The sequence below is a fragment of the Fibrobacter sp. UWB10 genome, assembly GCF_900182935.1.
GTDB classification, from domain to species: Bacteria; Fibrobacterota; Fibrobacteria; order Fibrobacterales; family Fibrobacteraceae; genus Fibrobacter; species Fibrobacter succinogenes_O.
Genome location: NZ_FXUE01000003.1, coordinates 235,671 through 260,793, shown reverse-complemented (window position 1 = coordinate 260,793; position 25,123 = coordinate 235,671). Strand labels below are relative to the sequence as shown.

The window sequence follows — 25,123 nt, the reverse complement described above, 5'->3', positions numbered from 1 at the left end:
ATTAAGTATTCGCTAGACTAGGACATTTGACTAGAATTGGAAATACAAAAACGGATTGTAACTCTGAGTAAACAAAGCAAGGATCGCCACCACAAAAATCACCATGGCCACCGCTACGCGCTGCGGCGACACCTTGTCGCACCAGTCATAGCTGCGGAACTTCCAGAACGAAAGCATAAAGGCTAGCGCCATAAAGAACTGGCAACTCGGCGTAAAGATTTCTGCCGAAAGAATCGCATCGGTCGTGCTCACCGCATTCAAGCCAAGCATGCACTTCCACATGCGCCAAGCTTCGCCAATGCTATCAGCACGGAACAGCACCCAGCCAAACAACACGATAATCTGCGTAAACGTCAGCTGCACTACCTTAGGCAGTTTGTAATAAAGGGCCTGCTTGTTATTCGCGCGTTCCACAATCATAAAGAATGCATGGTAAAGGCCCCAGCAGACAAACGTCCAGTTTGCCCCATGCCATACACCGCTCACGAACATCACTAAGAACAGGTTAAAATAAAGTCGGAACTTGCCCACGCGGTTTCCGCCCAGCGGAATGTACAGGTAATCGCGGAACCAGCTCGTCAAAGAGATATGCCAGCGTTTCCAGAACTCCGTAATGCTTCTGGAGCGATACGGACCATCGAAGTTACGCGGGAAATGGAACCCCAGCATGAGCCCCAGGCCAATCGCCATGTTCGAATAGGCCGAGAAGTCAAAATAAATCTGGAACATGTACGCAAGCGAACCCCACCAGCTGTTGAGTACGCCCGGAGCATCAGCCGCAAAAACGCGGTCAGCAATAATGCCTACTTGGTTTGCAAGGAAAATCTTTTCAGAAAAACCAAAGCAGAAAAACACCATGCCGCGCACAAAGTTTTCAAGCGTATGCGTGCGCGTTTCAAGTTCTTCGGCCACCGTATTGTAACGCACAATCGGGCCTGCCACCAACTGCGGGAACAAGGCCACATAGCAAGCGAAAGTCGCAAAATTCTTGACCGGAGGCGCGGTTCCACGCCACACGTCAATCGCATAACTCATGGACTGGAACGAATAGAACGAAATACCCACCGGCAAAAGGACTGTCATGACCGAGAACGGTTCACAACCAAGCTTGGTCACCACATCATTAATGACCCCCATGCCAAACATGTAGTACTTAAAGTAAGCAAGAGCACCAAGGTTTACCGCAACTGCAACCCCTAGCGCCAAGTTCCGCTGCAACTTACCTGCACCCGGAGCCGAAATAAAACGCCCGGCAATGTACACCACCAAGGTGCAGCTGAACATCAAGAACACAAGCCACGGTTCAAGCCAGCCGTAAAAAATGTAGCTGAAAATCGTGATGAAAAAATTCAGCGTCGAATGCTTTGCATGCAGCTTGTGCAACACAAAGTAGCCGACCAAAAACGTCGGCAAGAAATAGAACAGGAAAATCTGGGAAGAAAAGACCACGAACTACTCGTTTACTTCGATAGCAAGGTAACGCGGAGATTCGTCGTCAAAGTATTCGTCTTCGACAGCGCCGTCCCAATTGCCTTCGAGCGGCACGAGTTTGAGCTTATGCTTGGCCTTGGCCTTGAATTCGCCCACATTGCCCTTAGACTTGTCAGCCATTTTGTCCTTGACCTTACCGCGAGCAATCAGCGGGTTGTAAACGCCAACCAACACATCTTTGGCATCGAGTTTGCCCGATTCCACCTTCAGCACCTTGTACTTGAACACGTACACATAGCTGTACAAGTCGTTACTCGGCATCTTGCCCGGAATTTCGGTCAAGCGGCCTTCAATAGCAATAGGGTCAGCCACGGCAAAAACCGCAGCGGCAAACAGAATGGCAATCAGTTTTTTCAGCATAAAGCCTCCAAAAAACAATATAGAAAATCTTGGAACTAAGAACCCGAATCCTCGCCCGCAACATCGGCGTCTAGAATACAACGGACAGACATTCCCCAATCGACGCTATAAGCCTCCCAATAAGAATACAAATCGCTCCTATCATTCAACAGGCAACGATATTCGCAGTCTTTAGAAGTCCAATACACGCCATGAGCGCCACCACAAATGTAAACCTCACCAAAATAACGGCTTGCAAGGCCCGAAAAGCCAAACAAGTCCGACCCCATTTCATTTGTCCAACTTTTAATGGATTTTAAGCTATTACCCACCTCGGTGCTATCCCCAAGTTCATTAGCCACATAGTCTTCAAGTTCATCCCATTCTTCGGGACTCGGCAAATGCCAGCCTTTCGGGCATACGGTCAAAGCTTCACTCTGGTAATAAAGTCGCCCAAATCGCGAACAATAATAATCGTAATCATAGTAGCATGCGCTTTTTTCAGTGGCGTAGTTCAAGTTCTGCGCCATCCAAGTCTGCGAACCAATTTTCACCGTACGGTACACCTGGCTATCACGCGTATCGAGATACCAGCCATACATACCGCTGCCAAGCATTTTGGAATTCAAGTAATCCGTTGTCACACAATCGTATTCAGCGCAATCGTATATCACAGTCAAATCAATTCCCGCAGAGCCATTCGACGAAGAACTTGATGCCGAAGAGCTTGAATCAGAAGATTCTGAAACCGATGAACTGGAAACCGAAGAACTAGAATCAGACGTGCTAGAATCAGACGGATTAAAACTAGAAGAACTCAGAGTCAACACGCTAGAAGAAGACGAATTCTTTTTCTTATTCGTTTTGCACAAAAAATTCGATTCCCGTTTTTCCACAAGAGTCAGCTTATCATAATACACATCGACACACGAATCCAGACGATAGTAGTCAGGAATAGAATCTAAAGCCAAAGAATCTTGATTATCGCGGTCGCCAACAGGATTACTCGACACAGAAGAACTATCGGAATCGCCACAAGCCACCAAGGCAAGTGCGACCAACAGCATTCCATACCGCAAAAAACGATGCATCCTGTACTCCTTCTTTAAAACGGACATCCCTTCCACAAGCAATATAACAAAAAAGGTTCCGACTTGCATCGGAACCTTTTTCACTGCTTCACTTGGACTCGAACCAAGGACAACGCGATTAACAGTCGCGGGCTCTACCAACTGAGCTATGAAGCAATTTGGTTTTGCCTTTGAGATTGCTCTCATCGACGGCACCAAATATAGATATTCAGAATATTTCGTCAAGGGGTAAGGGCGAATTTTTTGCGTTTTTTTTGAAAAAAATCATTTTCGTGAGATTTTTTTCGACTTAAGCATTCTTTTTTGCGTTTTGGACAAGCTCAGCCATGTCTGCCGGGTAGTCTTCGCAGTCGAAAACGCGAGATTCTTTCCAGTAAGGCAACTGGATTTCGACCTTGTACGCATAAAGCATCTGCGACTTGCCGCCGAGGGCCGCCAGGTCTTCGGCGCTAAGACCTTCTTCGGAATTGTCGACAGAAGGATCGCGTGACCAAGAGCGAGACATTTTCTCGTAGTAAACGCCATCAAAGCTGTATAAGCGGTCGCCCAGAATCGGGAACCCGAGCTCGGCGAGGTGGGCACGAATCTGGTGCTTGCGGCCCGTCAAGAGTTCCGCCTCCACCACCGAGTACTTCGACTCGCCTGCCACCGGCTGCGAAAGCAGTCCCTCGCCCACCTTTCTAAAGCGCGTATGGCAGGGTTTGCCATCGGCAAAGTGGTGCATGCGGAGCCGCAAGCGGTCCGCGGGGTCTTCGCGCAAAGGCATCGTGCAGTCTACAAGTTCAGACGAGAAGTCCCCGCGCACAACCGCCATATAAAACTTTTTTAGCAAAATGCGGTCCAGATTCTTCTGGAATCTTGCCGCCGACTCCGCATACTTCGCAAACAGCATAAGTCCGCCCGTATCGCGGTCCAAGCGATGCATGGGGGTCGCGGTCTCGTAGTCAGTCCCGCGACGCACAATCGCCGTAAAGGTATTGTAGAATATATGGCCCGTATGGTGCACAGGCACGCCCGCAGGCTTTGCCACCAGCATGAATTCGTCGTCTTCGAACACGACTTTAAAATCCGTCGGAACTTCAGGCTCAGTGTAGTTCGTTACGTGGTAAACCACCTTGTCGCCGCGATGCGCAATAGTTTCCAGATTCGCAGTTTCGCCGTTTACCGCCACAAAGCCGTTCGCAATCTTTTCGCCCCACAGTTCACGACTGTGGTAAGTAAAGCGCTTGCAAAGCGAATCGAGCAACAGCCAGCCTTCATGCTCCGGCTGCACAACGCTCTCAAAGTACATATCTGAAGGTACTGGCATAAGAAAAATCAGGCTACAGGGTTCAAATGTGGGATGTGGAACATCACACATCTACTCTCTATACAAATTGTGTTGCTTTATATACTCATACACCTTCGGGTGCAAGCCCTTCGGTTCTTCGCCACACAACAAAGCCTTGCGAATCGCGGTACTCGAATACACGCCTTCAAAGCCCTGCTCGGGGCCAAGCCACAGCAAGTCCGCATAGCCTTTCGCCTTGTGCGCCACCATGTCCGGCTTCGGGTAACCGTTACGCGCAAACACAATCAGTTCAATATCGCGCAAAAGCAAGTGGCCGTTGTAATTCGTGCCGAAAAAGTTCATCGGGTCGCGCCAATGCGGAATGCCATCATACGTATCGGCACCGGTCAGCAAGCGAAAGTTAATGTCCGGGAATTTTTCCTTAAGTCCGCACAAGAACACGTACGAACCACGAAAGTCACCCTGTTCAATTTCCAAGTCCGAAAGAATCAGCCGCGGGTCGCCTTCCATGGCGAGTTCCAACATAGCAAAGCGGTCTTCGGGGCTAGCATTCAGTTTCTTGTCCCAACGGTCAGGGCTTGGCATAAACCAAACCTCGTCACAAAACCCTTTTTGCAGACAAGTCTTTGCAACCCTAATATGGTCCAAATGAACCGGATCGAACGCTCCCCCTAAAACAGCAACATTCTTCTTATAATCAGACAAAACAAATTCCTAAGATAAATTCACTAATACACGTACGCCGAAAAGCCCAAGTTCAACTGAATACGGCCACCATGAACCTTCTTGTCCAAGAACGGATCGTAATGCGTCAGCACCCAGCGGTAAGCGACTTCGGCAAACAACATCGTCTTCGAGAAAATGGAAAACATCGAACCAAAGCCCGCGCCCCATTCATTCCAAGCCACATCGCCCATGTCACTCAGTTCCTTCACGCGCGAATAAGAGCCCATCAAGTAGACTTCACCCAGCAGGTGCATACCCAATTCGAAATCGATTTCCGAATGGTCCACCTGATAATCGTCGTCATCCGATTCCTCTTCGTAGCCGTACATGCCGTAGCCCACGCGCAAGAATGCCAGCCCCGGATACCAGAAACCAATAAACGGTTCAATCTGGCGCAGTCCGATACCGCGGTCAGAGCCAACACCCGTGCCCGAGCCAAAGCCAAGCGCACCGCCCACAACCAACGGCGTACGGATTCCGTTCAGCAATGGTCCTGCCGAAGCTCCCGTGGCAGCACCCGCTGTCGGGGCAACACCGGCATTCGTCTGCGACCAGGCCGGCACACAGGCAAATAGCGCAAATACGAGCAGGGCGATTATCTTTTTCATAGGCACCTCACGATACGGCAATTACCGCCACTCCAAGCCCCATCAAGACATTCACCGCGGCATCTACCTTGGTAATCTTGAAGAACTTCGGACGAATCGAATTTTCCTTGAAAATCTGCGAAATTTCCAAATGCGACAAATACATCGAAACCGCAAGTTTCACAAATACGGCTCCCACGACCCAGTAAGCAAAATCCGAAAGGTAAGTCAGCACGATAAACAAGACCGAAAGGGTTCCCGTCAACACGAAGTTCGAACGCCGTACAGCGCCTTCGTCCGAATCGTTTTCCAGCGCCATCGCCTTGAATTCCTTGACCTTTTCGCAAATTGCCTCGTAACTCGTCACCAACTGGTGAAGGTTATAGCCCACCAGCACAATCGACGCGACCAAGGTAATCTTAATAGCAATATCCATTACAACACCCAAACCTAATTCCTAGAATTCAAAATTCTCAAATAACTCGCATAGCGGGCTCGCGAAAGCTTACCCGATTCCACCGCCGCGCGCACCGAGCAGCCCGGTTCTTTCAGATGCTTGCAATTGCTGTACTTACAAGTAAACAAGTCACCCTCGAAAAATCCCGGGAATATCTTCGCCAAGGTCTCGCCGTCCATGTCATCGTCACCGTCGGCAAGACCAATGCTCCTAATCCCCGGCGTATCGATCACGTAACCGCCACCCGGAAAATCGAACAAGCTCGAAGAAGTCGTCGTATGCCTACCCTTTCCGTCGCGTTCACGCACGGCACCCGTTTCAAGTTCCGCACCCGGCACCAAGGCATTCACCAGCGTCGACTTGCCCACGCCGCTCTGTCCGCTGAACACAGACGACTTGCCCAGGAGTTCCTCGCGCAGGCGTTCCAGGCCCACTCCCGTCTTCACGCTCACGGGAATCACCTTGTCCACAATGCTCATGAAGTCGCGGATATCATCGTTCAGGTCGGCTTCGCCATTCGGTAGCAGGTCCATCTTGGTCAGCACCAGCACGAACGGCAAGTTATTCAGGTTCGCCGCCAGTAAAAAGCGGTCCATAAATCCGTAGTTGAATTCCGGCTGCGTCACGCTCGCGACAATCACCACCTGGTCAATGTTTGCCGCCAGGGTGAGTTTACGCCTAAAGCTATCGCGGGGGCCGGGGCGCTTGAGTTCGCTCTTTCGCGGGAGCACTCGCACCACACAATACTTCTGCGAGCCAACGCCTTCGCCAGAATCTTCATCTTCGTTCACCTGCCCCAAAAGCACGCGGTCACCCACCGCCGGGAATTCCCCCAGCGCCTTCGAAGTCGTCGCACGGTACATGGCCGTGACAGTCCCTTCTTCCGGCAAGCGCACTTCGCATGTGCGGCGGTGCACTTCGACCACCAAGCCCTCGACGCAATCCTTCTCGTCGATCTTTTCGAGCGGGTCCTTGATTTTCTTGATACGGGGATTCTTGAATTCGCGACTGAAACGCTCCTTGACCGGGCGCTCGTCTACCACGCCCGATTCCAATTCACGCATCACGTCAATACGCCTGCTGCGGTGATCGCGGCGGGTCGGCTTTACGCGACGGAGCGGTTCCGGTTCGTCATCGAATTCGTTATTTAGCATCTTTCTTGCAATTTAAAAAATCCGGAAGCGTTTCCTGGAGTTCTTCTTCTGAAACAGGCCTATCCTGACGAATGGACTCCATCAAAAAATGAATCGCCTTGAGTCTTCCATTACATTTTTCGATACAGTTGTCGTAAAAGCCCTTCGTTTTGTAGTCGCCCTCGACCACGCGCTCGGACGCATACAAGAAATGCTCCACGCAAATCGAAAGTTGCTCGGCTTCCGCCCGCAAGTCCACAAGATTGCTTTTGGTAAAAAACGGCATACCGCAAATATAGCAACAAAAGGGGGACGCCTCCTGCCCGATTGTCATGCCGGGCATGGACCCGGCACCTCCTTTGATGAATGAAAAGGGAGAAGTCTCTCCCTGGTTCGCACTTCGTTGCTCTCCACCCTCTCTAGCGGGGGCACCCCGCAACGCCCCGTCCCAATTGTCATGCCGGACCCGATCCGGCACCTCCTTTGATGCTAGCTAAAAAGGCCACACGGATTGGAAATGCCTAACGGCAATTTTTACAATATAATTGTCACACTGATTCGAAATCACTAACGTGATTTCTTGTTAAGACTTTATTGAATGAAAGTGTCGCCTTCATCCATTACGCAACGGACGTAAAGGGACCCATATTTTGAGCTCGCTGAAGAAGTACTGAAACCATTGATCATAAACGCACCGCCCATTTTAGGTTTTTCTTTAAATTCATGGGCCATCCAAAACATGCTGTTTTGAGAATCATACGTTCCATCCCCATAAGGCAACACAGACAATCCACTAGAGTTCGTATTTCTATCGTTCTCCCATACAGCACGGGACAACAATGCATAGCTCACGTCTATGTCTCGTGGGAACGCAAAATGTTTCCATTCAGCTTCATTCATCACATGCCAACCTTCCGGACACACTCCCTGCACCTTGGCATCGTCGCCAAGTTTAACATTGCATTTTGAGTTATCAGCAACACCGACACTATCACACACTTTAGGAAGCCCCAAAGCCTCACTCCAAGTATAAAGTCCACCAAAATAATTGTCACAATACCAAGGATCATCGTTGTAACAACGTTTTTCCACTTTTGAATCGTCAAAAACAGTCGTTGTACTATCGATTATCGTATCAGCGTAATTCAGATTCTGAGTCATCACCGTAAAAGAATCAATGACAGTAGTGTTGCCACTTTGGACCTCCATATAGTATTGAACCGTCTTGTAAACCTTTCCATCACGAGGATCCCTAAACGAGCCATAAGTCACAGCCGGATTAAACACGCTATCCATGTTCGGATAGACCTTGGGTTTCACCACATTCACCGTAGAATCAAGAACCCACTCATTATCTTGACAACGATAATAAAACACTTTAAAAGCCGTTTCACTTATAACAGTATCACCTTCTTCACATTGTTTAAACAAAATCGCAGAACTGCTGCTAGAATTTCGCCCGCTACTACTCGATTCAACCACACTCGAGCTACTATTCTTACCACTTACGGAACTAGAAGATTTCTTTTCTGTTGCCGAGGAACTGGAACCAAGGGCCTCATTGCTACTTGACGAGATTTCACCGATTGGATCGGGAGCGGAGCTACTAGATTCACCACTACAAGCGACAAACAAAACTGCCGAAAGCAACAGCGCAGCAAAATATTTCACAGAAGACCTCCGGTAACCTCATGAATTCGGACTAAGCAAATTTAGTTTAATGTCACACGAATTCGATTTTGTTAACACAAAATCTATTTATTTTCTGAAATGCCGTTAGGCATTTCGAATCAGTGTGATTGTATAGTCATTTCATTTCATCAAATATTTCTATATTCACACCATGCTTCTAGCCCTCGTTAAAATGTCTCGGCCGGTGAACATCGTGATTGCAATGGTCACGCTTGTGATCGGCTACTACCTGCTTTCGGCGTTGCCCACAACGACGGGCGGTATCGAATGGTTTCCGCTTGTTTTGCAGGCTCTCGGTTTTGCATTTGCGATTGCATTTGCGAACATCCAGAACGACATTTGGGACTTGGATAGCGACCGTCTGAATCGCCCGGAGCGTCCGCTGGTGAGTGGAAAGGTTTCGGTGGCGGCGGCGCAGAGGGCGTGGATTATTCTTCTTGTGCTCACGGTTACGGCGGGCCTTGCCGACAGCCTGATGACCAAGACGAACTTCACGGCTTGCATTTTCTTTGTGCTGCTCAGCGCGCTTCTGGTCGCCTACAACAAGTGGCTTAAGCACATCCCGCTTTTAAAGAACATGACGGTCGCCTTTCTTTGCGCGACTCCCCTGATTCTCTGCCTGTTCTACCCCACGGGCCTCAAGGAATCCATCGAATCGACGCTTGGAATTTCGAACAAAATCGGACTTCTCTACCCTGCGATGCTGTTCGCAATACTCCTCACGACCGCCCGCGAAATCTACAAGGACCTGGAAGACGAAACCGGCGACCTCAAGGCAGGCATCATGACGTTCCCGCTGATTGCAGGCGCCCCCACCGCAAGGCGCCTCGCCGGCCTCATTTGCCTTTTCACCTGGGCCATTTTACCGCTGCCTGTCGCGCAGGGTTACTACCCCATGCTCTTCTTGATTATCACCGGAATCGCCTTTACTCCCGCCGTCATCGCGATTCTCGTTTTTGCAAACAAGCGTAACTACCGAAACGCTCAAAAACTGGTGAAAATCGCCATGTTCGCAGGCCTTATCGCCCTCGTCGTGAGCTGTTAAAAGCCTCCTTACTCTAAAAATCAAAAAAAGTACTTTATCCAAAGCCAAAACGGTAAGTTTTTTGTAACTTTTACCCGTATTTCATTATTTTAAGGAGGAAATATGAAAATCACAAAGTTAATCCTGACATTACTGTTTTTACCCCTTGGAGCATTCGCCCTAGACCCCCCGATAGAACCGATCGAAACGGTGAAAGTTTCCAGCGAAGACGATTTTGAACATCGTTCTACCTTTGACGGCTGTTGGTCACTACAAAAAAACACAGACTACATATTAACCCAAGACGTAAAATTGACAAGATGCCTTCACATCGGAGCAACCATTCGCCTAGATCTCAACGGCTACAGGCTATCACGTAATTTAGATAATCTTTTTGTTACAGAAAAAGCATTGATTTTCCGTGTCGATAGGACACTTATCATCGAAGACAGCAACAAGAGCGAGAACAATAGAGGCATAATAGCAGGAGATTTCAACATTAATACCGGCATCCCTGCGATTCTCGTTAATGATAACGGCAGTGCCTTCCTGCTATCAGGAATAATCAATGTTACGGAGGAAAATCTGGCCATCGACTTACACGGGTCCCTTCAAATAGATGGGGGGAGTGTTTATTCCTATGGTACAGGTATAACCGCTCATTCCGGCTCAAAAGTTGAAGTATTCAGCGGATCTGTCAACGGAAACAACAGAGGTATAGTCGCAAAAGAAGGATCCAAAGTGACTCTTGCAGGAGGATCATTCAATACTAACTCAAACTATGCTGTAGAAGCTTTTGAAGACATCAATATTTCTGGCACTCCATATTTTCCCGATTACAACGCGCTGGTTCTCTCTAACGGAAAGAAAATCAATATTGTAGGCGAATTAAAAGATAAAGCCCTCATCAACGTAGATATCGCAGAGTCCTTGACAGACAAAAATCCCAAAATTGCTCTTTCCGGACAATCGGAATACATCACCAATGATGCTATCAACAATGGAATATTCAACCATCTCGTGGCAAAAACAAGCGACTACAAACTTTACGCCTACAACAACACGCTCATGATGAAAAAAGATTATCCCGCCATCCGATACATCACCGAAGACGGAAAAACAATCGCATTCATCGACGGCGACTACTACGGATCCGTCGGCGACGTCGAAGAGAAACACGTAGACTCCGTCGTTTTCGAAAGAAAGTTCCCTCTTTCGGCAAATGGATACTCCACAATCATGCTCCCCTTCGCAGTCAACCTGAATCAACTGAGCGGAGTCAAGAACATCTACGATTTCCAGGGAGTCGAAGAAGTCAACGGAAAATTGGAAGTTCAAGTTAAAAACTTAAAAGATGGATCCGAAGACATCAGCCAAGTAAAAACCGAAGCTTATAGACCGTACCTCATACAGATGGAATCTGAAACCCTCGTAATTAAAGGCGCCGTAGATATAGCTGAAACACCTAAAACACTCACCCCTGCAATCGGTAGAGGAATCTGGTTTATTCTTGCCAGCGATGAATTCATGGAATTTACACCAGAGCATCTTATTAGTGACAATATTTACGGGTTCAACGATCAAGTCACTGAAGATTTTAAAACTGCCGGCCAGTTTGTCAAAGTCGGTGCCGGAGCCACACTCGCCCCCTTCCGTGCATTCATATTCACAAGAGATATTTTCACTCCAGAACTCAAGGAAAAGAATCGCCCTGCCACCATGGACGTGGTCATTGTCGAAAGTACCAACGGCAACGAACATACGACAGCTATCGGGAGCATCAATACTCGTTCCAGCGAATTCAAGATGAACCGCGACTACGATCTTAAGGGCCGCAAGCTGAATGGCACGCACCAGGCCCGCGGCGCTTACTACGGCAAGAAAGTCTTAAAGAAATAAGGAGAACTCCATGAACAAAGAACTAAAGAAAAATTATAGCGCCCCCGAAATGAAAGAAATCAAGCTCAACAACCAGGCCAACTTGTTGCAAGCAAGTTATGCAGGTCCACTTTCTGGACTAGATTCCTCATCGGACAAGACGGACATGGCATAGCCCAGTTTTACATAAAACGTAAATTCTACAGAAAGGTTTTACATCCGTTGTAAAACCTTTCTTCTTTTTATTTAGGAATTTGGCGTTTTTGAGCCAAAATCGCCAAAATGGCACATTTTTTGCTTAACAAGGGCGGCCGTTCCCTTGCTTGCACCCGTCCGGGTGGGCTGTGACCTTCGAGGTAGAGGGGACATACATTTCAAAGAGGCGTTATGCTCGACGAATTGCACGAAGAATGCGGCGTGATCGGCATTTACAATGGCGACACTGTCGTAAGGAATATTACCATGGGGCTTTACGCCCTGCAACACCGCGGGCAGGAAAGTGCCGGATTCGCGGTCACCGACGGAGACAAGATTCGCGTCCGCAAGTCAATGGGACTTGTATCGACCCTTCTCCGAGAACACGACATCAATGAATTTGACGGCTTTGCAGGCATTGGCCACGTGCGTTACAGCACCACAGGCGCCTCAACGCTTGCCAACGCGCAGCCGATTTTGGTGAGTTGCAAATGGGGCCAGATTGCAGTCGCCCACAACGGAAACATCACTAACGCCGCCGAGCTCCGTGCCGAAATGGAAGCCGACGGTCATATTTTTCAGACGACATCCGATTCCGAAATTCTTCTGCATGAAATCGCACGCACCCAGGCCGATGACCTGGGCGATGCCATCAAGAAGGCCGTCGCAAAATTTACCGGCAGTTTCTGCCTCGTTTTCATTAGCAAAGACACCATGTACGTCGCCCGCGACGGATTCGGATTCCGCCCGCTGTCGCTTGCCCGCATGGGTAAAGCCTGGTGCGTCGCCAGCGAAACTTGCGCCTTCGACTTGCTGGGCGCCCACTACATTCGCGACATTCAGGCAGGCGAATTCCTGACCATTACCAAAAACGGGCTGCATTCCGAACGCTTCGTGCAAAAGGATCGCCTCGCCCACTGCATTTTCGAATACATCTACTTTAGCCGCCCCGATTCCAAGATTTTTGAACAGAGCTGCGATAAGGTCCGCCGCAAAATGGGCAAGCAGCTCGCCAAGGAATGCCCGGTGGATGCCGACATCGTCATCTCGGTGCCCGACAGCGCCACTACCGCTGCTCTCGGCTACGCCCAGGCGAGCGGCATCCGCTTTGAAATCGGCTTGCTCCGTAACCACTACGTGGGCCGAACCTTCATTGACCCCACGCAGAACGTGCGCGAACAGAAGGTCAAGCTCAAGTTCAACCCCATCGAGGGCGTGCTCAAGAACAAGCGCGTCTGCGTCGTGGAAGATTCCATTGTGCGCGGCACCACGCTCAAGATCCTTTCCAAGATGCTGCGCGATGCCGGCGCCTTAGAAGTGCATATCCGCATCGCATCGCCTCCGGTGGCACACCCGTGCTTCTTCGGCATGGATTTCCCAAGCCAAGGCGAACTTGCCGCAAGTTCCATGACGCCCCCCGAAATCGCCAAGATGCTCGGTGTCGAAAGCCTCGGCTACCTGAGCGTCGAAGGCATGAAGGAATGTACCGGTGAAGGCGAAAACTACTGCGCCGCCTGCTTTGACAACGACTACCCCGATTACATCGGAATAGACACGACAAAGACCCGCTGCGGTTAAAAAGGAAAAGCGAGAGCATTTGCTCTCGCCTTTTTTATTTCCGTCTAATTCTAAATTAAATCTGGTTATAAGTCCACTTGACGTGATCGAGCATGAACTCGTGAGCATCAAAGACGAGCCCGAACTGTTCCTGAATCTTGCTCACGTCAAAGAGCATGGGTTCGTCACCCCAGCCAAGGTCGCTTTCAATGATTTTGGACTTGCAACCAGGTTTCATCGAAACCATCATTTCGGCGATTTCCTTCCAGCTCATCCAAACTTCACCAAGACCGAGGAAGATTTCTTCGTTCTTGTCGGATTCAAGAAGGCTCAGGTAAAGCTTTGCCTGCTGGCTTGCATGAATGAACTGCGTTCCATCATTCTTGATGATATTGATGTCGCGGTTTTCTTTGACAGCCTGTGCCATCGAGAAGAATCTGCGGTCCGGCTGAGAACAGCCATCGGGCCAAGCAGGGTTTCCAAACGTGTAACCCGGGCGAATAATGTTGCGGGTCATCTTGACTTCAGGGAACTGGGTTCCGTAGCCATGAGTAAAGCCAAGCACAAAGGCTTCGCCAGCGGCCTTGGTGGCACCGTAAAGGTCCATCGGCAAGTTACTCGTCACTTCGCGCATCGAGGGGCGCATACGGCCCATTGCCGCGGTACTGCTAGTATAAATAAACTTTTTGCAACCGGCCTTTGCCGCATTTTCAAGCAGCATCACCGTTGCGCGGGTATCGTTAGCAAGCATCGTGCTCGGGGTATCGCCCCAGCCGAGTGCAATGTGAATGCAGGCGTCGCAGCCCTGCAGGCCTTCTGCCATGATATCGAAATCGGTCAAGGCGCATTCCACGAACGAAACATGGGGATTTGCCTTGAGGGTCGGGACCTTGTTGGGGTGTCTTGTCGCAATGACGACTTCGTGGCCATTTTCCAAAAGGGCCTTGACCACATAATGTCCAATGAACCCTGTTCCACCTGTAACGAATACTCGCATACATATACCTCTCTAATACCTACAAAATACAAACCTTTTGCAATACAGGCAACCTGGTTTATTAAAAAATGTGGAATGAGTGATGTGGAATGAGAAATGAGCTATTCATTGTTCATTATTAATTACTCATCTCACATTTCACATTAACCACCGTCTACCGCCTACTGTCTACTATTTTACTACATTATTCACAAAGATTTTTACTAAAGAGGTTTACGATGGCTCGTATGCGCGTATTGGTTTTAATGGGTGGCCCGTCCACCGAACATGATGTTTCCGTTGTCAGTGGCACCGGCGTTGTTCGTGCCATGAACCCGGACCGTTACAACATCCACCCAGTGCTCATCGACAAAGACGGCACCTGGCACTGGTCTTCCCGCGAACTTTCCCCGTACCAGAAGGACAATTTCTCGGTCAATTACTTCCGCGGACTCGAAGGCTCTGCCGCAAACTGCAAAAAGAACCCCGCCCTTTCTGAACTCCCCGATGCAGACATCGCATTCCTCGCTCTGCACGGCAAGTGGGGCGAAGACGGCCACATTCAGGCTTTGCTCGAAAACTGGGGCATTCCCTACACCGGTTGCGGTCTCCTCGCATCAGCCCTCGCCATGGACAAGGTGAAGTCCAAGGAAATCTATAAGGCCAACGGCATTCCGACCCCGCCGTACCGCGTGATTTGGAAGCACGACTTTACCGGCGACACGCTCGTATCTGTTTCTGACGAACTCGGATTCCCGCTGGTAATCAAGGACCCGCTGGGTGGTTCCTCTATCGGTATCGGCATTGCAAAGGACTTGGACGAAGCCGGCAAGATCGCCCAGGATTTGTTCAAGGATTCCAACCGCCTGCTCTGCGAAAAGTTCATTGCCGGCGAAGAAGCTAGCTGTGGCTACATCGAAGGCGAAAAGCCGCTTCCGCCGACCGAAATGCGCATGACCACCCGCGAATACTTTGACTTTGAAGCCAAGTACAACGGCGAATGCAAGGAAGTCACTCCGGCCGAATTCGATCCCGATTTGACAGCCCGTATTCAGGAACTCGTGAAGAACGCCCACTATGCCTTGGGCGGTGCCGGCTACAGCCGTACCGACGTCCGCATTACCAAGGACAAGCAGCTGTTCGCCATCGAAACAAACACGCTCCCGGGCATGACTCCCACGTCGCTCTTGCCGCAGCAGGCTGCCTGCAACGGCATTACCTACAGCCAGCTGATTGACTTGATTATCGACAAGAGCCTCTACATCAAGCGTTAATCATGACCTTCGACTTATTTGTAGATACTTCGCGCAAGGGAATCTCGATGGCGCTCCTTGAATCGGGCGCCGCCGACCCCCGTTACTTTGAATCCGTCGACGAATCGGCCCGCGGAGAAACGGCATCGGCCATGCTCGACGCACTGCTAGACAAGGCTGGTGCCGCGCTCGACCAAGTCACGCGAGTCATGGTCACGCTCGGCCCGGGCTCTTTCAGCGGACTGCGCACGGGAGTCGCCTTTTGCGAAGGCTTAAGTTTTAGCGGCAAGCGCAAGCTCTACGGCGTTTCTACGCTGCAAGCCCTCGCCTGCTTTGCCGACGCATCCGAAAATGCTGCCGTCGAAAATGCGGCAGTTGTTATCCGCGCCCGCAAGGACTACTGGTACCTGCGCCTTGCCAATAACGAAAGCTTTATCGAAACAAAGCAAGTGGTCGACGCCCTCAAAGCAAGCGCTGTAAAAACAGTCGTGGTCGACGAAGCAGCCCTTGCCGACGAAACGCTCACAGCCGTATTCAAAGAAATCGGAGCTACAACGGTTCTCGACAAAGGCCGCCCGCTAAGCGCCTGGGCCAAACTCTTTGATTCGGTCACCCCTAGCTTGATGCTCGAAGCAAACTACATTCAGCCCTCGTACTTCGAAAAGTTGCACTGAACCGCCTAGGACACGCAATGTCTATTCGCAAAATGAATTCCGCCGACATTCCTGCCGTACTGAGGATTCAGGGCGAACTTGCGTTCCAAGATTGGAACGAACGGCAATACGAGCAAGAAATCAAAGCGCCCTACACCTACGCGGTCGTATACGAAAACGAAGGCGCCATTGAAGGCTACGCCGTATTTCATTTGCTGGGTGCAGATTCCGAGCTCTTATCGATTGCCGTAAGCGAAACGGCACAGCGCAAGGGTATCGGCACGCAGCTTTTGCACGCAGGGCTTTCGCAGCTTGATTTAGACAAGTCCGACTGTTGTTTTCTAGAAGTTCGCGAAAACAATATCAAGGCCCGCAACTTCTACGAAAAACACGGATTTAATTTATTCGGAATCCGAAAGAAATATTACGCCGATGGCGAAAATGCGGCGCTCTACCGCACCGAAGGAGCTCAAATTGGCTAAACTACCCACTAAAAAACAGATTCAAAAAAAGAGAATCATTTACAGCGCCATCGCTGCAGCATTTGTACTCATGGTCATCGTATTCTACATGATTATGACGCATAGCGGCCACTGGCTTGTCGATGACGACGAATTCGAACATGTAAAGTGGGCTGTCGTTCTCGATGGTCAAAGTGCCGACATGGAACGCATCGATTTGGCCGCAGACCTTGTTGCTAGCGGCAAGGTGGACTCCGTGCTGATTCTTGGCCGTCGCATTCTCCGCACACGCAGCAATGCCGAATTCTATCTGGAAGACTTTTTACGCCTCGGACAATTCGATAGCAACGCCGTTTTTATCGCACGACATGATGACCCGTCGACCATTGGCGAAGCATTCACCATTGTTCCCTGGCTCAAAAAGCACAATGCCGACACCGTGTTGCTCATTACGGGCGCCGCCGCCACCCACCGCGTCAAGCGCATTTTCCAAACACTTTCGGGTGACACTCCGATATACTTGACAACCGACGTTCACCATTACCAATACAACGCAGACTCTTGGTATTCAAGCCGCGAATCTCGTAAGGAATGGTTGCGCAACTGGTTGTCCCTTGCAGCCTCTTACTTCGATCTGCTCCCGACAGGGATTCTTACCGCAGCCGATTCGTTCTATTACAGGCCGATTGTGTCTGCCAAGGAATACGAAAACGAAAAAGATCCTATCGTAGACCTGCAATCGCTATTGCCCAAGGTTAAAGAAAAAGCAGAACCGGTTGCAGATACAACCGCAAAAGATACAACTGCAGTCAAGAACGATTCTACTGCAAGTAAGAAAGATTCTAGCAAATAACCCTAAAAGGGAATTAGCAGGAAAGTAACGCAAGAACCGCTGTGAGCGGAGCGTTCCAGTTAATGGCGGTTTCGTTACTTGCAAACGAACAACGTTCATCTGTATACGAAAGGCCAGACTGTTCGCCCGGATAATGCGGCACAATAAGCGGCGAGCGATGCATGTCTTGGCGGTCGCTGTTAATGCCACCCACCAAAAGTCCCGGAATCGGTTCTTCAACGCCATCGGAATGACTCAAGCGGTGATGCGGATCCTTGGGCGAACTCCAAGCAGAACCAGTTACAAAGCTCACGTCTACCGGATTACGGCCATAAATGTAGTTCACCAGTTCGCGGCACCAGAAATCAAGCGATGTTCCGCCCAAACTCGGGGCCCAGCGTTTTACAATCGCAAGCGTCAAGGCATGGTTTGCAATATCGCCATTACTGCCCCAAATGAATTTGCGCATCGGAACGCCATAGGCATCGCTCCGTTGCAAATCAATGATTTCACGGGCTGTCATGTTCAGCGTCGTGCGAGCAAAAAGCCGGAATTCCTTGTCAGTATCCTGCAAGGCAAGCGCTATCCAGCCCAAGTTCTGTGTATCACGCCAGTCCAGAGCAGACTTAGGCGGAATCACTTTCATGTCTTCTAAAAGAATCGGTCGCAAGCTTTCGGCCGAGACGCCTTCAATGGCTTCGCCGCGGGCCAGCAATTCGCGGTAAAGCATAGCGCGGGCCCAGAAAAATTCGTCTTCGGCGTGTTCGTCACCGTAACCGCCACTGCCTTCGGTATTGTGCGGCCAATCCACAAACGGGCGCGACACAGCCCAATTGTAGGCCTTTACCGCGGCTTGCAGGCAGCGTTCTGCGAACGCCGTATCGCATTGGCGATACACGCGCGAAGCCGCCGCCAAAGCTCCTGCAAAATTCAAAGTCGAAGTCGTAGACTTTCCAAGAATCATGCGCTTTTGCGACATGTCAGAATCACTCGGCGAAACAAAGCCATCCCAATGTTCGGGCGTCACCTTGAAGAATACACCGCCATCGGTATCCTGCATGCGCAAGAAGAATTCAAGTTCGAAACGCACTTCGTCCATCAGGCTGTACATTTTTAGACCATCGGGTCCGACAATCGGTTGCGCCGAATGCACAGCCTTATAAGCACGGCTATCGCTTGAAGAAATTTCCATCAATTCGCAAGCAAGCAGCAATGTCGCAACAGACACGCCGCCATTCACAATGTACTTGCCATAATCGCCGGCATCATACCAGCCACCATGAGCATTCCAAGTTCCTTCGCGGTTCATGCTCGGGTGGAACCCAATGCAATCGTCCATGTGTGCAGCAGGTCTCGCCCACTTGCCTGCAAAATCAGCAGTCAAATCGAAACCACTGCGCTGGTAGTAAAAAGACTTGATATTGGCCAACAGCTGGCGATAAATCCATTCCGTCGAAATTTCAAACGGCTCGGTTTCAAAAAGCAGTTTTTCGCCTTCGGCTCCACCCTTACGCAAAATCTGGATCGTAAAGCGTCCCGGTTCGATAACTTTTGAAAAATCACCCGACCAGAGGTTTTCGCCCGTATACTCGCAAGTTCCGATATGGTCAAAGGAATCCTTGGTAAAAGAGCCTTCCCATACGGCGGAAGATTCAGAACAGAGCACATGCCTTATGACACGAAACTTATATGCTTCCAGGCTCCCACAATTAGGTTCAAGCTCCTGGGGGTTCACAAAGAAAATCTTTGCGGAATCAGGAGCGTAACCGACATGGTTATAGCGAACTGGAATCTTCATACCATAAGAATAGATATTCATACGAACAATCCCTAGTTCACGTGTACACAAATCTGTTTACCGCCGAAACCGCACATAAAACACCTCTAGCCTGAGCTCTTTCGAACTATAGCAATTTCCTTGGCATATCCAGGTAATTCATTCGGTGTTTCTAGGTAAAAAGGCAAATTTTTAAGTTTCGGATGATTTACAATCCGTAATAGAGCGTCCAAACCAATAAAACCACCCCCAAGAACCTCATGACGATCCTTATGGCTTCCCATCGGGTTCTTGGAATCGTTCAAATGGATGGCCCGCAAACGATTTAAACCAATCGCCTTATCAAAATCGGCCAAAACATCGTCCAAGTGGTCCACGATATCGTAACCGCCATCAAAAACATGGCAAGTATCCAAACAAACGCCCAGCTTGTCCGAAAGTTCCACGCGGTCAATAATCGCCCGCAGTTCTTCAAAGGTGCGCCCCACCTCGGAGCCCTTCCCGGCCATCGTTTCCAAAAGTACCGTCGTCTTTTGCGTCGGCGTCAAAATCTGATTCAGGGCTTTCGAAATCAGGTCTATTCCCACCTCGACCCCCTGCTTGACGTGGCTTCCCGGATGAAAATTGTACATCGCTCCCGGGAAATGGTCCATACGGAAAAGGTCGTCTTTCATGACGTCAATCGCATACTGCCTAAGGCCTTCGTCTGCAGCGCAGGCATTCAGCGTATACGGCGCATGAGCCAAAATCGGACCAAACTGTTTTGCCTCCAGCAATTTCACCAAGGCCGCAGCATCCGCCTTGTCAAACGGCTTTGCTGCACCACCACGCGGATTACGCGTAAAGAACTGGAATGTATTTGCACCAATAGAAACTGCGGTCTCGCCCATGGCAAGAAAGCCCGCAGACGAAGAAAGATGACAACCGATGTACATAAGTAATTAGAAATCGTAATTCAAGGCCGCTATGATATAGAAATCCTTGTACTGGTCAGCCTTGTTATCCGGACGATAATTGAATAGAACGCCCACAGTCCAATCAGAATACAAGGACTGGGAATGATGCACACGCAGTTTTGTAGAGGCATCTATATCCAATTCCATTTCATCATAATCCGTATCATCGATTTCGTAACTCAAGAAATTCTGACGAATACCGCCACCCATTGAAAGTTCAAGGAGTTTCGGGCAAATCGTAATATCCATGTTGTCCATGAAGTTCCATTCAAATTCACTCATGTCGTTACGATTATAAAGCTTGTACCTAGGTGTCAAGGCCATCGTATTCTTGAAACCTTCGAACGATGTTGTCAACGACATCGGGAAACGCTGTTCCAAGTAATCGCTGCCATGGAAATAATACCCTAAAATACCATAGGTTTCATTCGTGAAGCTAAATCGAGAAATTTTATCCTTCTGCACAAAGTCAGACATATCCTTAAACACGATCAAAGCCGTTCCCAACTTCAGCATATTCTTGCTCATTTTGTAGGACCACCCCAATTCGAGGGTATGCTTCATCAACTTTTCTTCGAACTGAGTCGCCAAATATTCTTCGTTCGAAAGCGCATAATAGTTCGCCCATCGAATCGAATCGATAACAACCGTATCCAAACTATCGGCAACCTCGAAAGTCGAGCGACCAGGAATTTCCTTGAACCACGGATCATTATAAATGCCAGACGAAGCAGAATAGTTGGCATACAGACGCTGCGGAGTATTACGAGTCCTATAGTTGAACGAATACTTGAACGAAAGACCCATTTTTTCATTCAACTTAAAATCATTCTTCAAGTAACCATCATGAATGTAGAGCGTTCTCACCGGGTCTTGTTCATGTTCTTTAAGCCAACCGCTTTCAGCACCCGTAAGTCCTAACTGGGTTCCTTCACCCAAGCCAAATACGTTGTAGTCATCACCTTGACCAGCAGCATTTTCAACATTCATGGTATAACCAAAACCCAAGTCCCAGAATTCATAAACCTTGTGTTTCAAGTTACCGCCAATCATACGCGTATTCTGCAGCAAGCCATCAGAACCGGCGCTGTAATACTCGCTTCCCACATATCTAAAGAAACCTTCAACAAAGGTTTTCGAATTCGACCACTGGTAAGCGCCCGAGAACGCCAAGTGTTCATGTCCCCAGAAATCACCACTTGCAGGGCTAACATCATCGGTATGAATCCCTTTTGCCACATCCGAGGCCTTCGCCAGCAATCTTTTCAATTCAGCACGCATTTCAGTTGGCGTCATCATGGAATTTTCGCCAAAGATTGATTCCAACTGGCTCCTACTCAGCGAATTCACTTCGTTCACATTGTTCATGAGCTTGTTGAGCAATGCAAAATTAGACGCATCCAGTCCGGCTTCTGAAAACACCTGGTTGATCGCACGAATCTTGGCGGCATTCGCCGTATCGGCAGCCCCCATCGCAATTTGACCATTCAACTTGATATCACCTGGGTAAAACAACCAGTTTCCATCAGCAAAGATGTTTCTCGAAGAAATCACCGGGTTCATGGTATTCGTATTCGCATCCATGCCGTCTCTCAGGAACGGGTCTTCCACGTAATCTTTGCTTCCAATAAAGCCCAAGGTTCCATTAAAGCGTCGGTGCATATTCCAACGGACCTTGCCGCCAGCAACCATTCTCTGCGCTTCGGCTTCACCATCGTCAATGTAGTCCTTGTACACATCATAATTGCGTTTACCTGGTAACTTAGGTGCTCTCACTTCACCGGCAAAGACTGACCCAACAAACATCGGATCGTATGCAGTTCTCTTCATCAGGTTTATATCGTAACTAGCACCAAAAGCGCTAACTCCTGCCAAATAAAGGTCACCGCCGTTTGCATAAAAATCACCCAGTACCAATCGTTGCATATCGTCGGTATAGCTGGCCTGCAACTGGTAAATTTTGAAATTGTCCCATGCATCGCTCGATACATCGGCTACAAATTCAAAAGTTGCCCCCGTAGGCGATTTCATCAACAAGTTCGCATTGATGTTGGTAAAGAAACCCGGCACCTGGAAATAGTTGATATAACGTTCGCCCGGCAACACCGAATCCCCTTGCGACTCGTACGTTTTACCCGAAGAATTATGGCGAGTCATCACCTTATGATAGCCAATTTCGATACCCACATTACCCGAAACATTCCAAGAAGAATCCACGGTTTCCTTTTGCAAGGCTGAAAACTTCATGGTATTTGCATAAGGATTATTGGGATGTTCGCGCAATTGGTCAAAATAGTCTTCCACGTTGCTCGAGAATAGCTTCTGGTTGTTCTCTAACGCAGGTCGTACATTTTGAGGAGGAATGTCGGCAGAAACATAACCAATTTCGTTACCTTCAATAGTCGAATTTCTTTGTTTGAAATCGTTGTCACCGAAATCAAGTACAGCCACTTCGTTTACGTTCAGCTGCGAACGTTTTAAATTGACCGAAGAGCCTTCACCCGCAACAATCGCTATGTTGTTACCCGACAGCGTAGACGCATCGATATCGACGGCTGCATCTTGTACCGCCCACACGCCCACATTCGGGCACTTTTCAATTTTGGACCACTGCATATCGAAAGAACCGTTGCGCACATAAACTGCAGCACGTTCTACATTCGAAATGATACCGTCACGAACTTCTAGAGATCCGCTTTCCACAGAATAGCCGTACACCGCATTTTTAAGATGCGTCCCCTGGATTTCAGAAGGTTTAACGCCCGTAATCGAGACACCATTCCACAGAGCACCATCTTCGGCAGAAGTCATCAAAACGGGATTGGCATTTTCACCCATCACGGCAAGCGAGCCCCCGCGAACGTCGATACCCGTTCCTGCAGAAAAATAAAGTACCGTACCGGCTTCTACAATCAAGGCCTTTCCTTCTGGAACCACCAAAGTTTCCTTCACCAAGTACGGAGAACGATCCTTTTTCAAGAATCCGCTGACATCTCCCCCGATAACGCTCCCTTGCCCGGGTTCCCTATCAACGGCAAAAGCACTCACTTGGAGTGCTGCCATAAATATTATCGTTAAGGTCCAATCCCTTAATTTCATTAACGAACCTCGTATTCCTTCTTAGCTCTCGATATGTAGCCACTCTTATGGACGACTTCGATATCGATAATATTTCTCGTGCTACGTGAAAGCGTTACAGGAATCTGGTAATCCAAGGTATGGATTTGCGAGAGCGATTCCTGCAAGATAACCTTCCCGGCTTGTCGGACCGTTACCTTGTATAAATATTCAGGATCGTTTTCGGGAATCCGGATTCTAAACTGCAACGTTTGCGTAATACGGTCAACAAAATCTTGCGGCGGAGGCGGGACCTTCAAGATTTCTTTCGGGCCTCCTAAGACATCAATTGGGAATCGTTTGTTCGGATAGCAACCCATTTTCTTTGAAACTTCGGTTTTGTTTCCAGCCTGGTCTTCAACACGAACCACATATTCATGACGGCCCTTCTGCAATTTCAAACGCTTTTGGGCGTTCTTGGTAACCGTTTCTTCGGACACCTGGCTGCCATCGGATTCAAAAGCCAACAAGGCGGCATCGTTTTTCATTTCACCCACCGACACATTGGCCACGCAACGCAAGGAATCGTACGAAGCAATTACAACCGAAGGAGCCTTGGTGTTCACTTCTGCGCAAGCCTTGTTGACATGCAGGTCTACCGTTTTGGAGCTGGTAATGCCGGCGCCCTTGAATTCAAGCGTAGCCTTGTCTGCAGTCCAAAGTCCGTTTTCATCGCTAATGACAATCTTTTCAGAGAACGAATGGGCTTGGCCATCGGTTGCATGAATCAAGTTGTTCGACGTATAACCCTTTCCGACCTTCAAAACCAACGAAGCGTTTTCATCGGCCGTGCGATACGAACCGTCAATCGAAAGGCCTTCTTCGCAAACATCAGCCGGAGAACCGGTCGTTACAATAAAGCCATTTTCCGGAAGCGTCGTTGCAGCCTTCTTGGCTTCTTCTTTCAGTTCTTCCTGGAACGTGGAGTCAGCCTTCTGCAATTCAGTCTGCAAATCCTTTACAGACTTGGACTTGTCTGCCAAAATCTTGCTCAAGCGCTTGGCAAAGCGAGCTTCACCCGAAGACGCAAGCTTTACGACCACCAGGGAATCCCTGCCGAAAGTCGTTTCACCAGCACCAATCATAACGGACTGGTCAGAGCCGTTGGGCGTAATTTCGAGTTTACCCGTCTTCAAACCGGCAAAGAAAACATCTTCGCCACCAATGTAACCTTCGGTACCGCGGATCGATGCAGTTGCTGTCCCGGTCTTAAAGATAAACTTCGATTTTTTGCTTTTAAGTTTATGAACAGCAAAGTTCAAGAAGCCTTTTTCAACGTCAATCTTGGTTTCAAATCCGCCTTCATCGTTAGGCTCAAAAAGGGTTTCCATTTCAACAACGGATTTTTCGCCGATTCTAATGGCGCTGCCGTCTTGGAGGCCGATAGTAACTTCGGATTCCTCGCCGGTGCGCACCTTATCAGTCTGATAAACCTTAGCGCCGTTTCCGATCGGTTTCCACAGGTCTTGTTTCGCCTTCCAACGTTCAACAGTACCCACCTTCATACGGGCAGTACCCACTGCCGGAGCCGAGAAAACCATTGCCGGAATCACGGCAAGAACCATCATTGTACGTAGAAACATTTTGCCTGAAACAGAAATACTGAACATTATTTTGCCCCTTTCTCTATCAAGACA

General features: G+C 49.1%; 23 protein-coding genes and 1 tRNA gene. 8 read left to right on the top strand and 16 right to left on the bottom strand.

Annotation, left to right across the window (positions count from 1 at the left end; translation table 11 throughout):
• Nucleotides 1-30: 30 nt before the first annotated feature.
• From QOL41_RS09930 to QOL41_RS09880, 11 genes are all read right to left on the bottom strand, one after another.
• Entirely contained in the window at nt 31-1,449 is a 1,419-nt protein-coding gene (locus QOL41_RS09930; protein WP_283429629.1) for an MBOAT family O-acyltransferase, read from the bottom strand.
• Nucleotides 1,450-1,452: 3 nt separating this feature from the next.
• Complete coding sequence (locus QOL41_RS09925; RefSeq protein WP_088628707.1) at nt 1,453-1,851, bottom strand: hypothetical protein; 399 nt, start codon at nt 1,849-1,851, stop codon at nt 1,453-1,455.
• Nucleotides 1,852-1,886: 35 nt separating this feature from the next.
• On the bottom strand, nt 1,887-2,921 hold the full coding sequence (locus QOL41_RS09920) for an FISUMP domain-containing protein (RefSeq protein ID WP_173652913.1): 1,035 nt from the start codon (nt 2,919-2,921) through the stop codon (nt 1,887-1,889).
• Between the two features lie 83 nt (nt 2,922-3,004).
• Nucleotides 3,005-3,077 (bottom strand) — tRNA-Asn (locus tag QOL41_RS09915).
• Between the two features lie 133 nt (nt 3,078-3,210).
• The gene (locus tag QOL41_RS09910; protein WP_283429628.1) at nt 3,211-4,230 is read right to left on the bottom strand and encodes a pseudouridine synthase; all 1,020 of its coding nucleotides are present in this window, start codon (nt 4,228-4,230) and stop codon (nt 3,211-3,213) included.
• Between the two features lie 51 nt (nt 4,231-4,281).
• On the bottom strand, nt 4,282-4,917 hold the full coding sequence (locus tag QOL41_RS09905) for a nicotinate-nicotinamide nucleotide adenylyltransferase (RefSeq protein ID WP_283429627.1): 636 nt from the start codon (nt 4,915-4,917) through the stop codon (nt 4,282-4,284).
• A gap of 23 nt (nt 4,918-4,940) precedes the next feature.
• Nucleotides 4,941-5,546 carry a hypothetical protein gene (locus QOL41_RS09900; RefSeq protein ID WP_283429626.1) on the bottom strand — a complete coding sequence of 202 codons (606 nt, stop codon included), beginning with the start codon at nt 5,544-5,546 and terminating at the stop codon, nt 4,941-4,943.
• A gap of 7 nt (nt 5,547-5,553) precedes the next feature.
• On the bottom strand, nt 5,554-5,961 hold the full coding sequence (locus tag QOL41_RS09895) for a hypothetical protein (protein ID WP_283429625.1): 408 nt from the start codon (nt 5,959-5,961) through the stop codon (nt 5,554-5,556).
• 14 nt (nt 5,962-5,975) lie between these two features.
• Nucleotides 5,976-7,136 (bottom strand): ribosome small subunit-dependent GTPase A, encoded by a 1,161-nt coding sequence (rsgA, locus tag QOL41_RS09890; protein ID WP_283429624.1) that lies wholly within the window; start codon nt 7,134-7,136, stop codon nt 5,976-5,978.
• On the bottom strand, nt 7,126-7,401 hold the full coding sequence (locus tag QOL41_RS09885) for a hypothetical protein (RefSeq protein WP_283429623.1): 276 nt from the start codon (nt 7,399-7,401) through the stop codon (nt 7,126-7,128). Before QOL41_RS09885 ends, rsgA begins: the two co-directional genes overlap by 11 nt.
• 305 nt (nt 7,402-7,706) lie before the next feature.
• Entirely contained in the window at nt 7,707-8,786 is a 1,080-nt protein-coding gene (locus QOL41_RS09880) for an FISUMP domain-containing protein (protein ID WP_283429622.1), read from the bottom strand.
• Between the two features lie 172 nt (nt 8,787-8,958).
• Here QOL41_RS09880 and QOL41_RS09875 point away from each other — a divergent pair, with 172 nt between their 5' ends.
• The 4 genes from QOL41_RS09875 to purF all read left to right on the top strand — a co-directional run bounded on the left by QOL41_RS09875 (nt 8,959) and on the right by purF (nt 13,482).
• Complete coding sequence (locus QOL41_RS09875) at nt 8,959-9,852, top strand: geranylgeranylglycerol-phosphate geranylgeranyltransferase (protein WP_283429621.1); 894 nt, start codon at nt 8,959-8,961, stop codon at nt 9,850-9,852.
• 720 nt (nt 9,853-10,572) lie between these two features.
• Nucleotides 10,573-11,730, top strand: coding sequence for a hypothetical protein (locus QOL41_RS09870; protein ID WP_283429620.1), 1,158 nt, complete (start codon nt 10,573-10,575; stop codon nt 11,728-11,730).
• Between the two features lie 10 nt (nt 11,731-11,740).
• The gene (locus tag QOL41_RS09865) at nt 11,741-11,884 is read left to right on the top strand and encodes a hypothetical protein (protein WP_283429619.1); all 144 of its coding nucleotides are present in this window, start codon (nt 11,741-11,743) and stop codon (nt 11,882-11,884) included.
• A gap of 212 nt (nt 11,885-12,096) precedes the next feature.
• The gene (purF, locus tag QOL41_RS09860) at nt 12,097-13,482 is read left to right on the top strand and encodes an amidophosphoribosyltransferase (protein ID WP_283429618.1); all 1,386 of its coding nucleotides are present in this window, start codon (nt 12,097-12,099) and stop codon (nt 13,480-13,482) included.
• 55 nt (nt 13,483-13,537) lie between these two features.
• Here the strand turns inward: purF and QOL41_RS09855 are convergent, their stop codons facing one another.
• Nucleotides 13,538-14,458 carry an NAD-dependent epimerase/dehydratase family protein gene (locus tag QOL41_RS09855; RefSeq protein ID WP_283429617.1) on the bottom strand — a complete coding sequence of 307 codons (921 nt, stop codon included), beginning with the start codon at nt 14,456-14,458 and terminating at the stop codon, nt 13,538-13,540.
• A gap of 218 nt (nt 14,459-14,676) precedes the next feature.
• Between QOL41_RS09855 and QOL41_RS09850 the strand changes: the two genes are divergently transcribed.
• Genes QOL41_RS09850 through QOL41_RS09835 form a run of 4 tightly spaced genes read left to right on the top strand, consistent with a single transcriptional unit; the run spans nt 14,677 to nt 17,657 of the window.
• The gene (locus QOL41_RS09850; RefSeq protein WP_283429616.1) at nt 14,677-15,711 is read left to right on the top strand and encodes a D-alanine--D-alanine ligase family protein; all 1,035 of its coding nucleotides are present in this window, start codon (nt 14,677-14,679) and stop codon (nt 15,709-15,711) included.
• 2 nt (nt 15,712-15,713) lie between these two features.
• A complete protein-coding gene (gene tsaB / locus QOL41_RS09845; RefSeq protein WP_283429615.1) occupies nt 15,714-16,364 on the top strand; it encodes a tRNA (adenosine(37)-N6)-threonylcarbamoyltransferase complex dimerization subunit type 1 TsaB in 651 nt (216 codons plus the stop codon).
• Between the two features lie 17 nt (nt 16,365-16,381).
• Complete coding sequence (rimI, locus tag QOL41_RS09840; RefSeq protein WP_173652899.1) at nt 16,382-16,825, top strand: ribosomal protein S18-alanine N-acetyltransferase; 444 nt, start codon at nt 16,382-16,384, stop codon at nt 16,823-16,825.
• Nucleotides 16,818-17,657 (top strand): ElyC/SanA/YdcF family protein, encoded by an 840-nt coding sequence (locus QOL41_RS09835; protein WP_283429614.1) that lies wholly within the window; start codon nt 16,818-16,820, stop codon nt 17,655-17,657. Before rimI ends, QOL41_RS09835 begins: the two co-directional genes overlap by 8 nt.
• Nucleotides 17,658-17,670: 13 nt before the next feature.
• Here the strand turns inward: QOL41_RS09835 and QOL41_RS09830 are convergent, their stop codons facing one another.
• From QOL41_RS09830 to QOL41_RS09815, 4 genes are all read right to left on the bottom strand, one after another.
• Nucleotides 17,671-19,455 carry a glycoside hydrolase family 9 protein gene (locus tag QOL41_RS09830; protein ID WP_283429613.1) on the bottom strand — a complete coding sequence of 595 codons (1,785 nt, stop codon included), beginning with the start codon at nt 19,453-19,455 and terminating at the stop codon, nt 17,671-17,673.
• Nucleotides 19,456-19,520: 65 nt separating this feature from the next.
• Nucleotides 19,521-20,348, bottom strand: coding sequence for a deoxyribonuclease IV (locus QOL41_RS09825; RefSeq protein WP_283429612.1), 828 nt, complete (start codon nt 20,346-20,348; stop codon nt 19,521-19,523).
• 6 nt (nt 20,349-20,354) lie between these two features.
• Nucleotides 20,355-23,432 (bottom strand): hypothetical protein, encoded by a 3,078-nt coding sequence (locus QOL41_RS09820; RefSeq protein WP_283429611.1) that lies wholly within the window; start codon nt 23,430-23,432, stop codon nt 20,355-20,357.
• A gap of 35 nt (nt 23,433-23,467) precedes the next feature.
• Nucleotides 23,468-25,069, bottom strand: a complete 1,602-nt coding sequence (locus tag QOL41_RS09815; RefSeq protein WP_283429610.1) for a FecR family protein — start codon at nt 25,067-25,069, stop codon at nt 23,468-23,470.
• Nucleotides 25,070-25,123 lie beyond the last annotated feature (54 nt).

Coding starts and splice junctions, on each gene's coding strand:
- QOL41_RS09925 (WP_088628707.1), bottom strand. CDS start 1,851: ATGCTGAAAAAACTGATTGCCATTCTGTTTGCCGCTGCGGTTTTTGCC.
- QOL41_RS09920 (WP_173652913.1), bottom strand. CDS start 2,921: ATGCATCGTTTTTTGCGGTATGGAATGCTGTTGGTCGCACTTGCCTTG.
- QOL41_RS09910 (WP_283429628.1), bottom strand. CDS start 4,230: ATGCCAGTACCTTCAGATATGTACTTTGAGAGCGTTGTGCAGCCGGAG.
- QOL41_RS09900 (WP_283429626.1), bottom strand. CDS start 5,546: ATGAAAAAGATAATCGCCCTGCTCGTATTTGCGCTATTTGCCTGTGTG.
- QOL41_RS09895 (WP_283429625.1), bottom strand. CDS start 5,961: ATGGATATTGCTATTAAGATTACCTTGGTCGCGTCGATTGTGCTGGTG.
- rsgA (WP_283429624.1), bottom strand. CDS start 7,136: ATGCTAAATAACGAATTCGATGACGAACCGGAACCGCTCCGTCGCGTA.
- QOL41_RS09885 (WP_283429623.1), bottom strand. CDS start 7,401: ATGCCGTTTTTTACCAAAAGCAATCTTGTGGACTTGCGGGCGGAAGCC.
- QOL41_RS09875 (WP_283429621.1), top strand. CDS start 8,959: ATGCTTCTAGCCCTCGTTAAAATGTCTCGGCCGGTGAACATCGTGATT.
- QOL41_RS09865 (WP_283429619.1), top strand. CDS start 11,741: ATGAACAAAGAACTAAAGAAAAATTATAGCGCCCCCGAAATGAAAGAA.
- purF (WP_283429618.1), top strand. CDS start 12,097: ATGCTCGACGAATTGCACGAAGAATGCGGCGTGATCGGCATTTACAAT.
- QOL41_RS09855 (WP_283429617.1), bottom strand. CDS start 14,458: ATGCGAGTATTCGTTACAGGTGGAACAGGGTTCATTGGACATTATGTG.
- QOL41_RS09850 (WP_283429616.1), top strand. CDS start 14,677: ATGGCTCGTATGCGCGTATTGGTTTTAATGGGTGGCCCGTCCACCGAA.
- tsaB (WP_283429615.1), top strand. CDS start 15,714: ATGACCTTCGACTTATTTGTAGATACTTCGCGCAAGGGAATCTCGATG.
- rimI (WP_173652899.1), top strand. CDS start 16,382: ATGTCTATTCGCAAAATGAATTCCGCCGACATTCCTGCCGTACTGAGG.
- QOL41_RS09830 (WP_283429613.1), bottom strand. CDS start 19,455: ATGAATATCTATTCTTATGGTATGAAGATTCCAGTTCGCTATAACCAT.
- QOL41_RS09825 (WP_283429612.1), bottom strand. CDS start 20,348: ATGTACATCGGTTGTCATCTTTCTTCGTCTGCGGGCTTTCTTGCCATG.
- QOL41_RS09820 (WP_283429611.1), bottom strand. CDS start 23,432: ATGGCAGCACTCCAAGTGAGTGCTTTTGCCGTTGATAGGGAACCCGGG.
- QOL41_RS09815 (WP_283429610.1), bottom strand. CDS start 25,069: ATGTTTCTACGTACAATGATGGTTCTTGCCGTGATTCCGGCAATGGTT.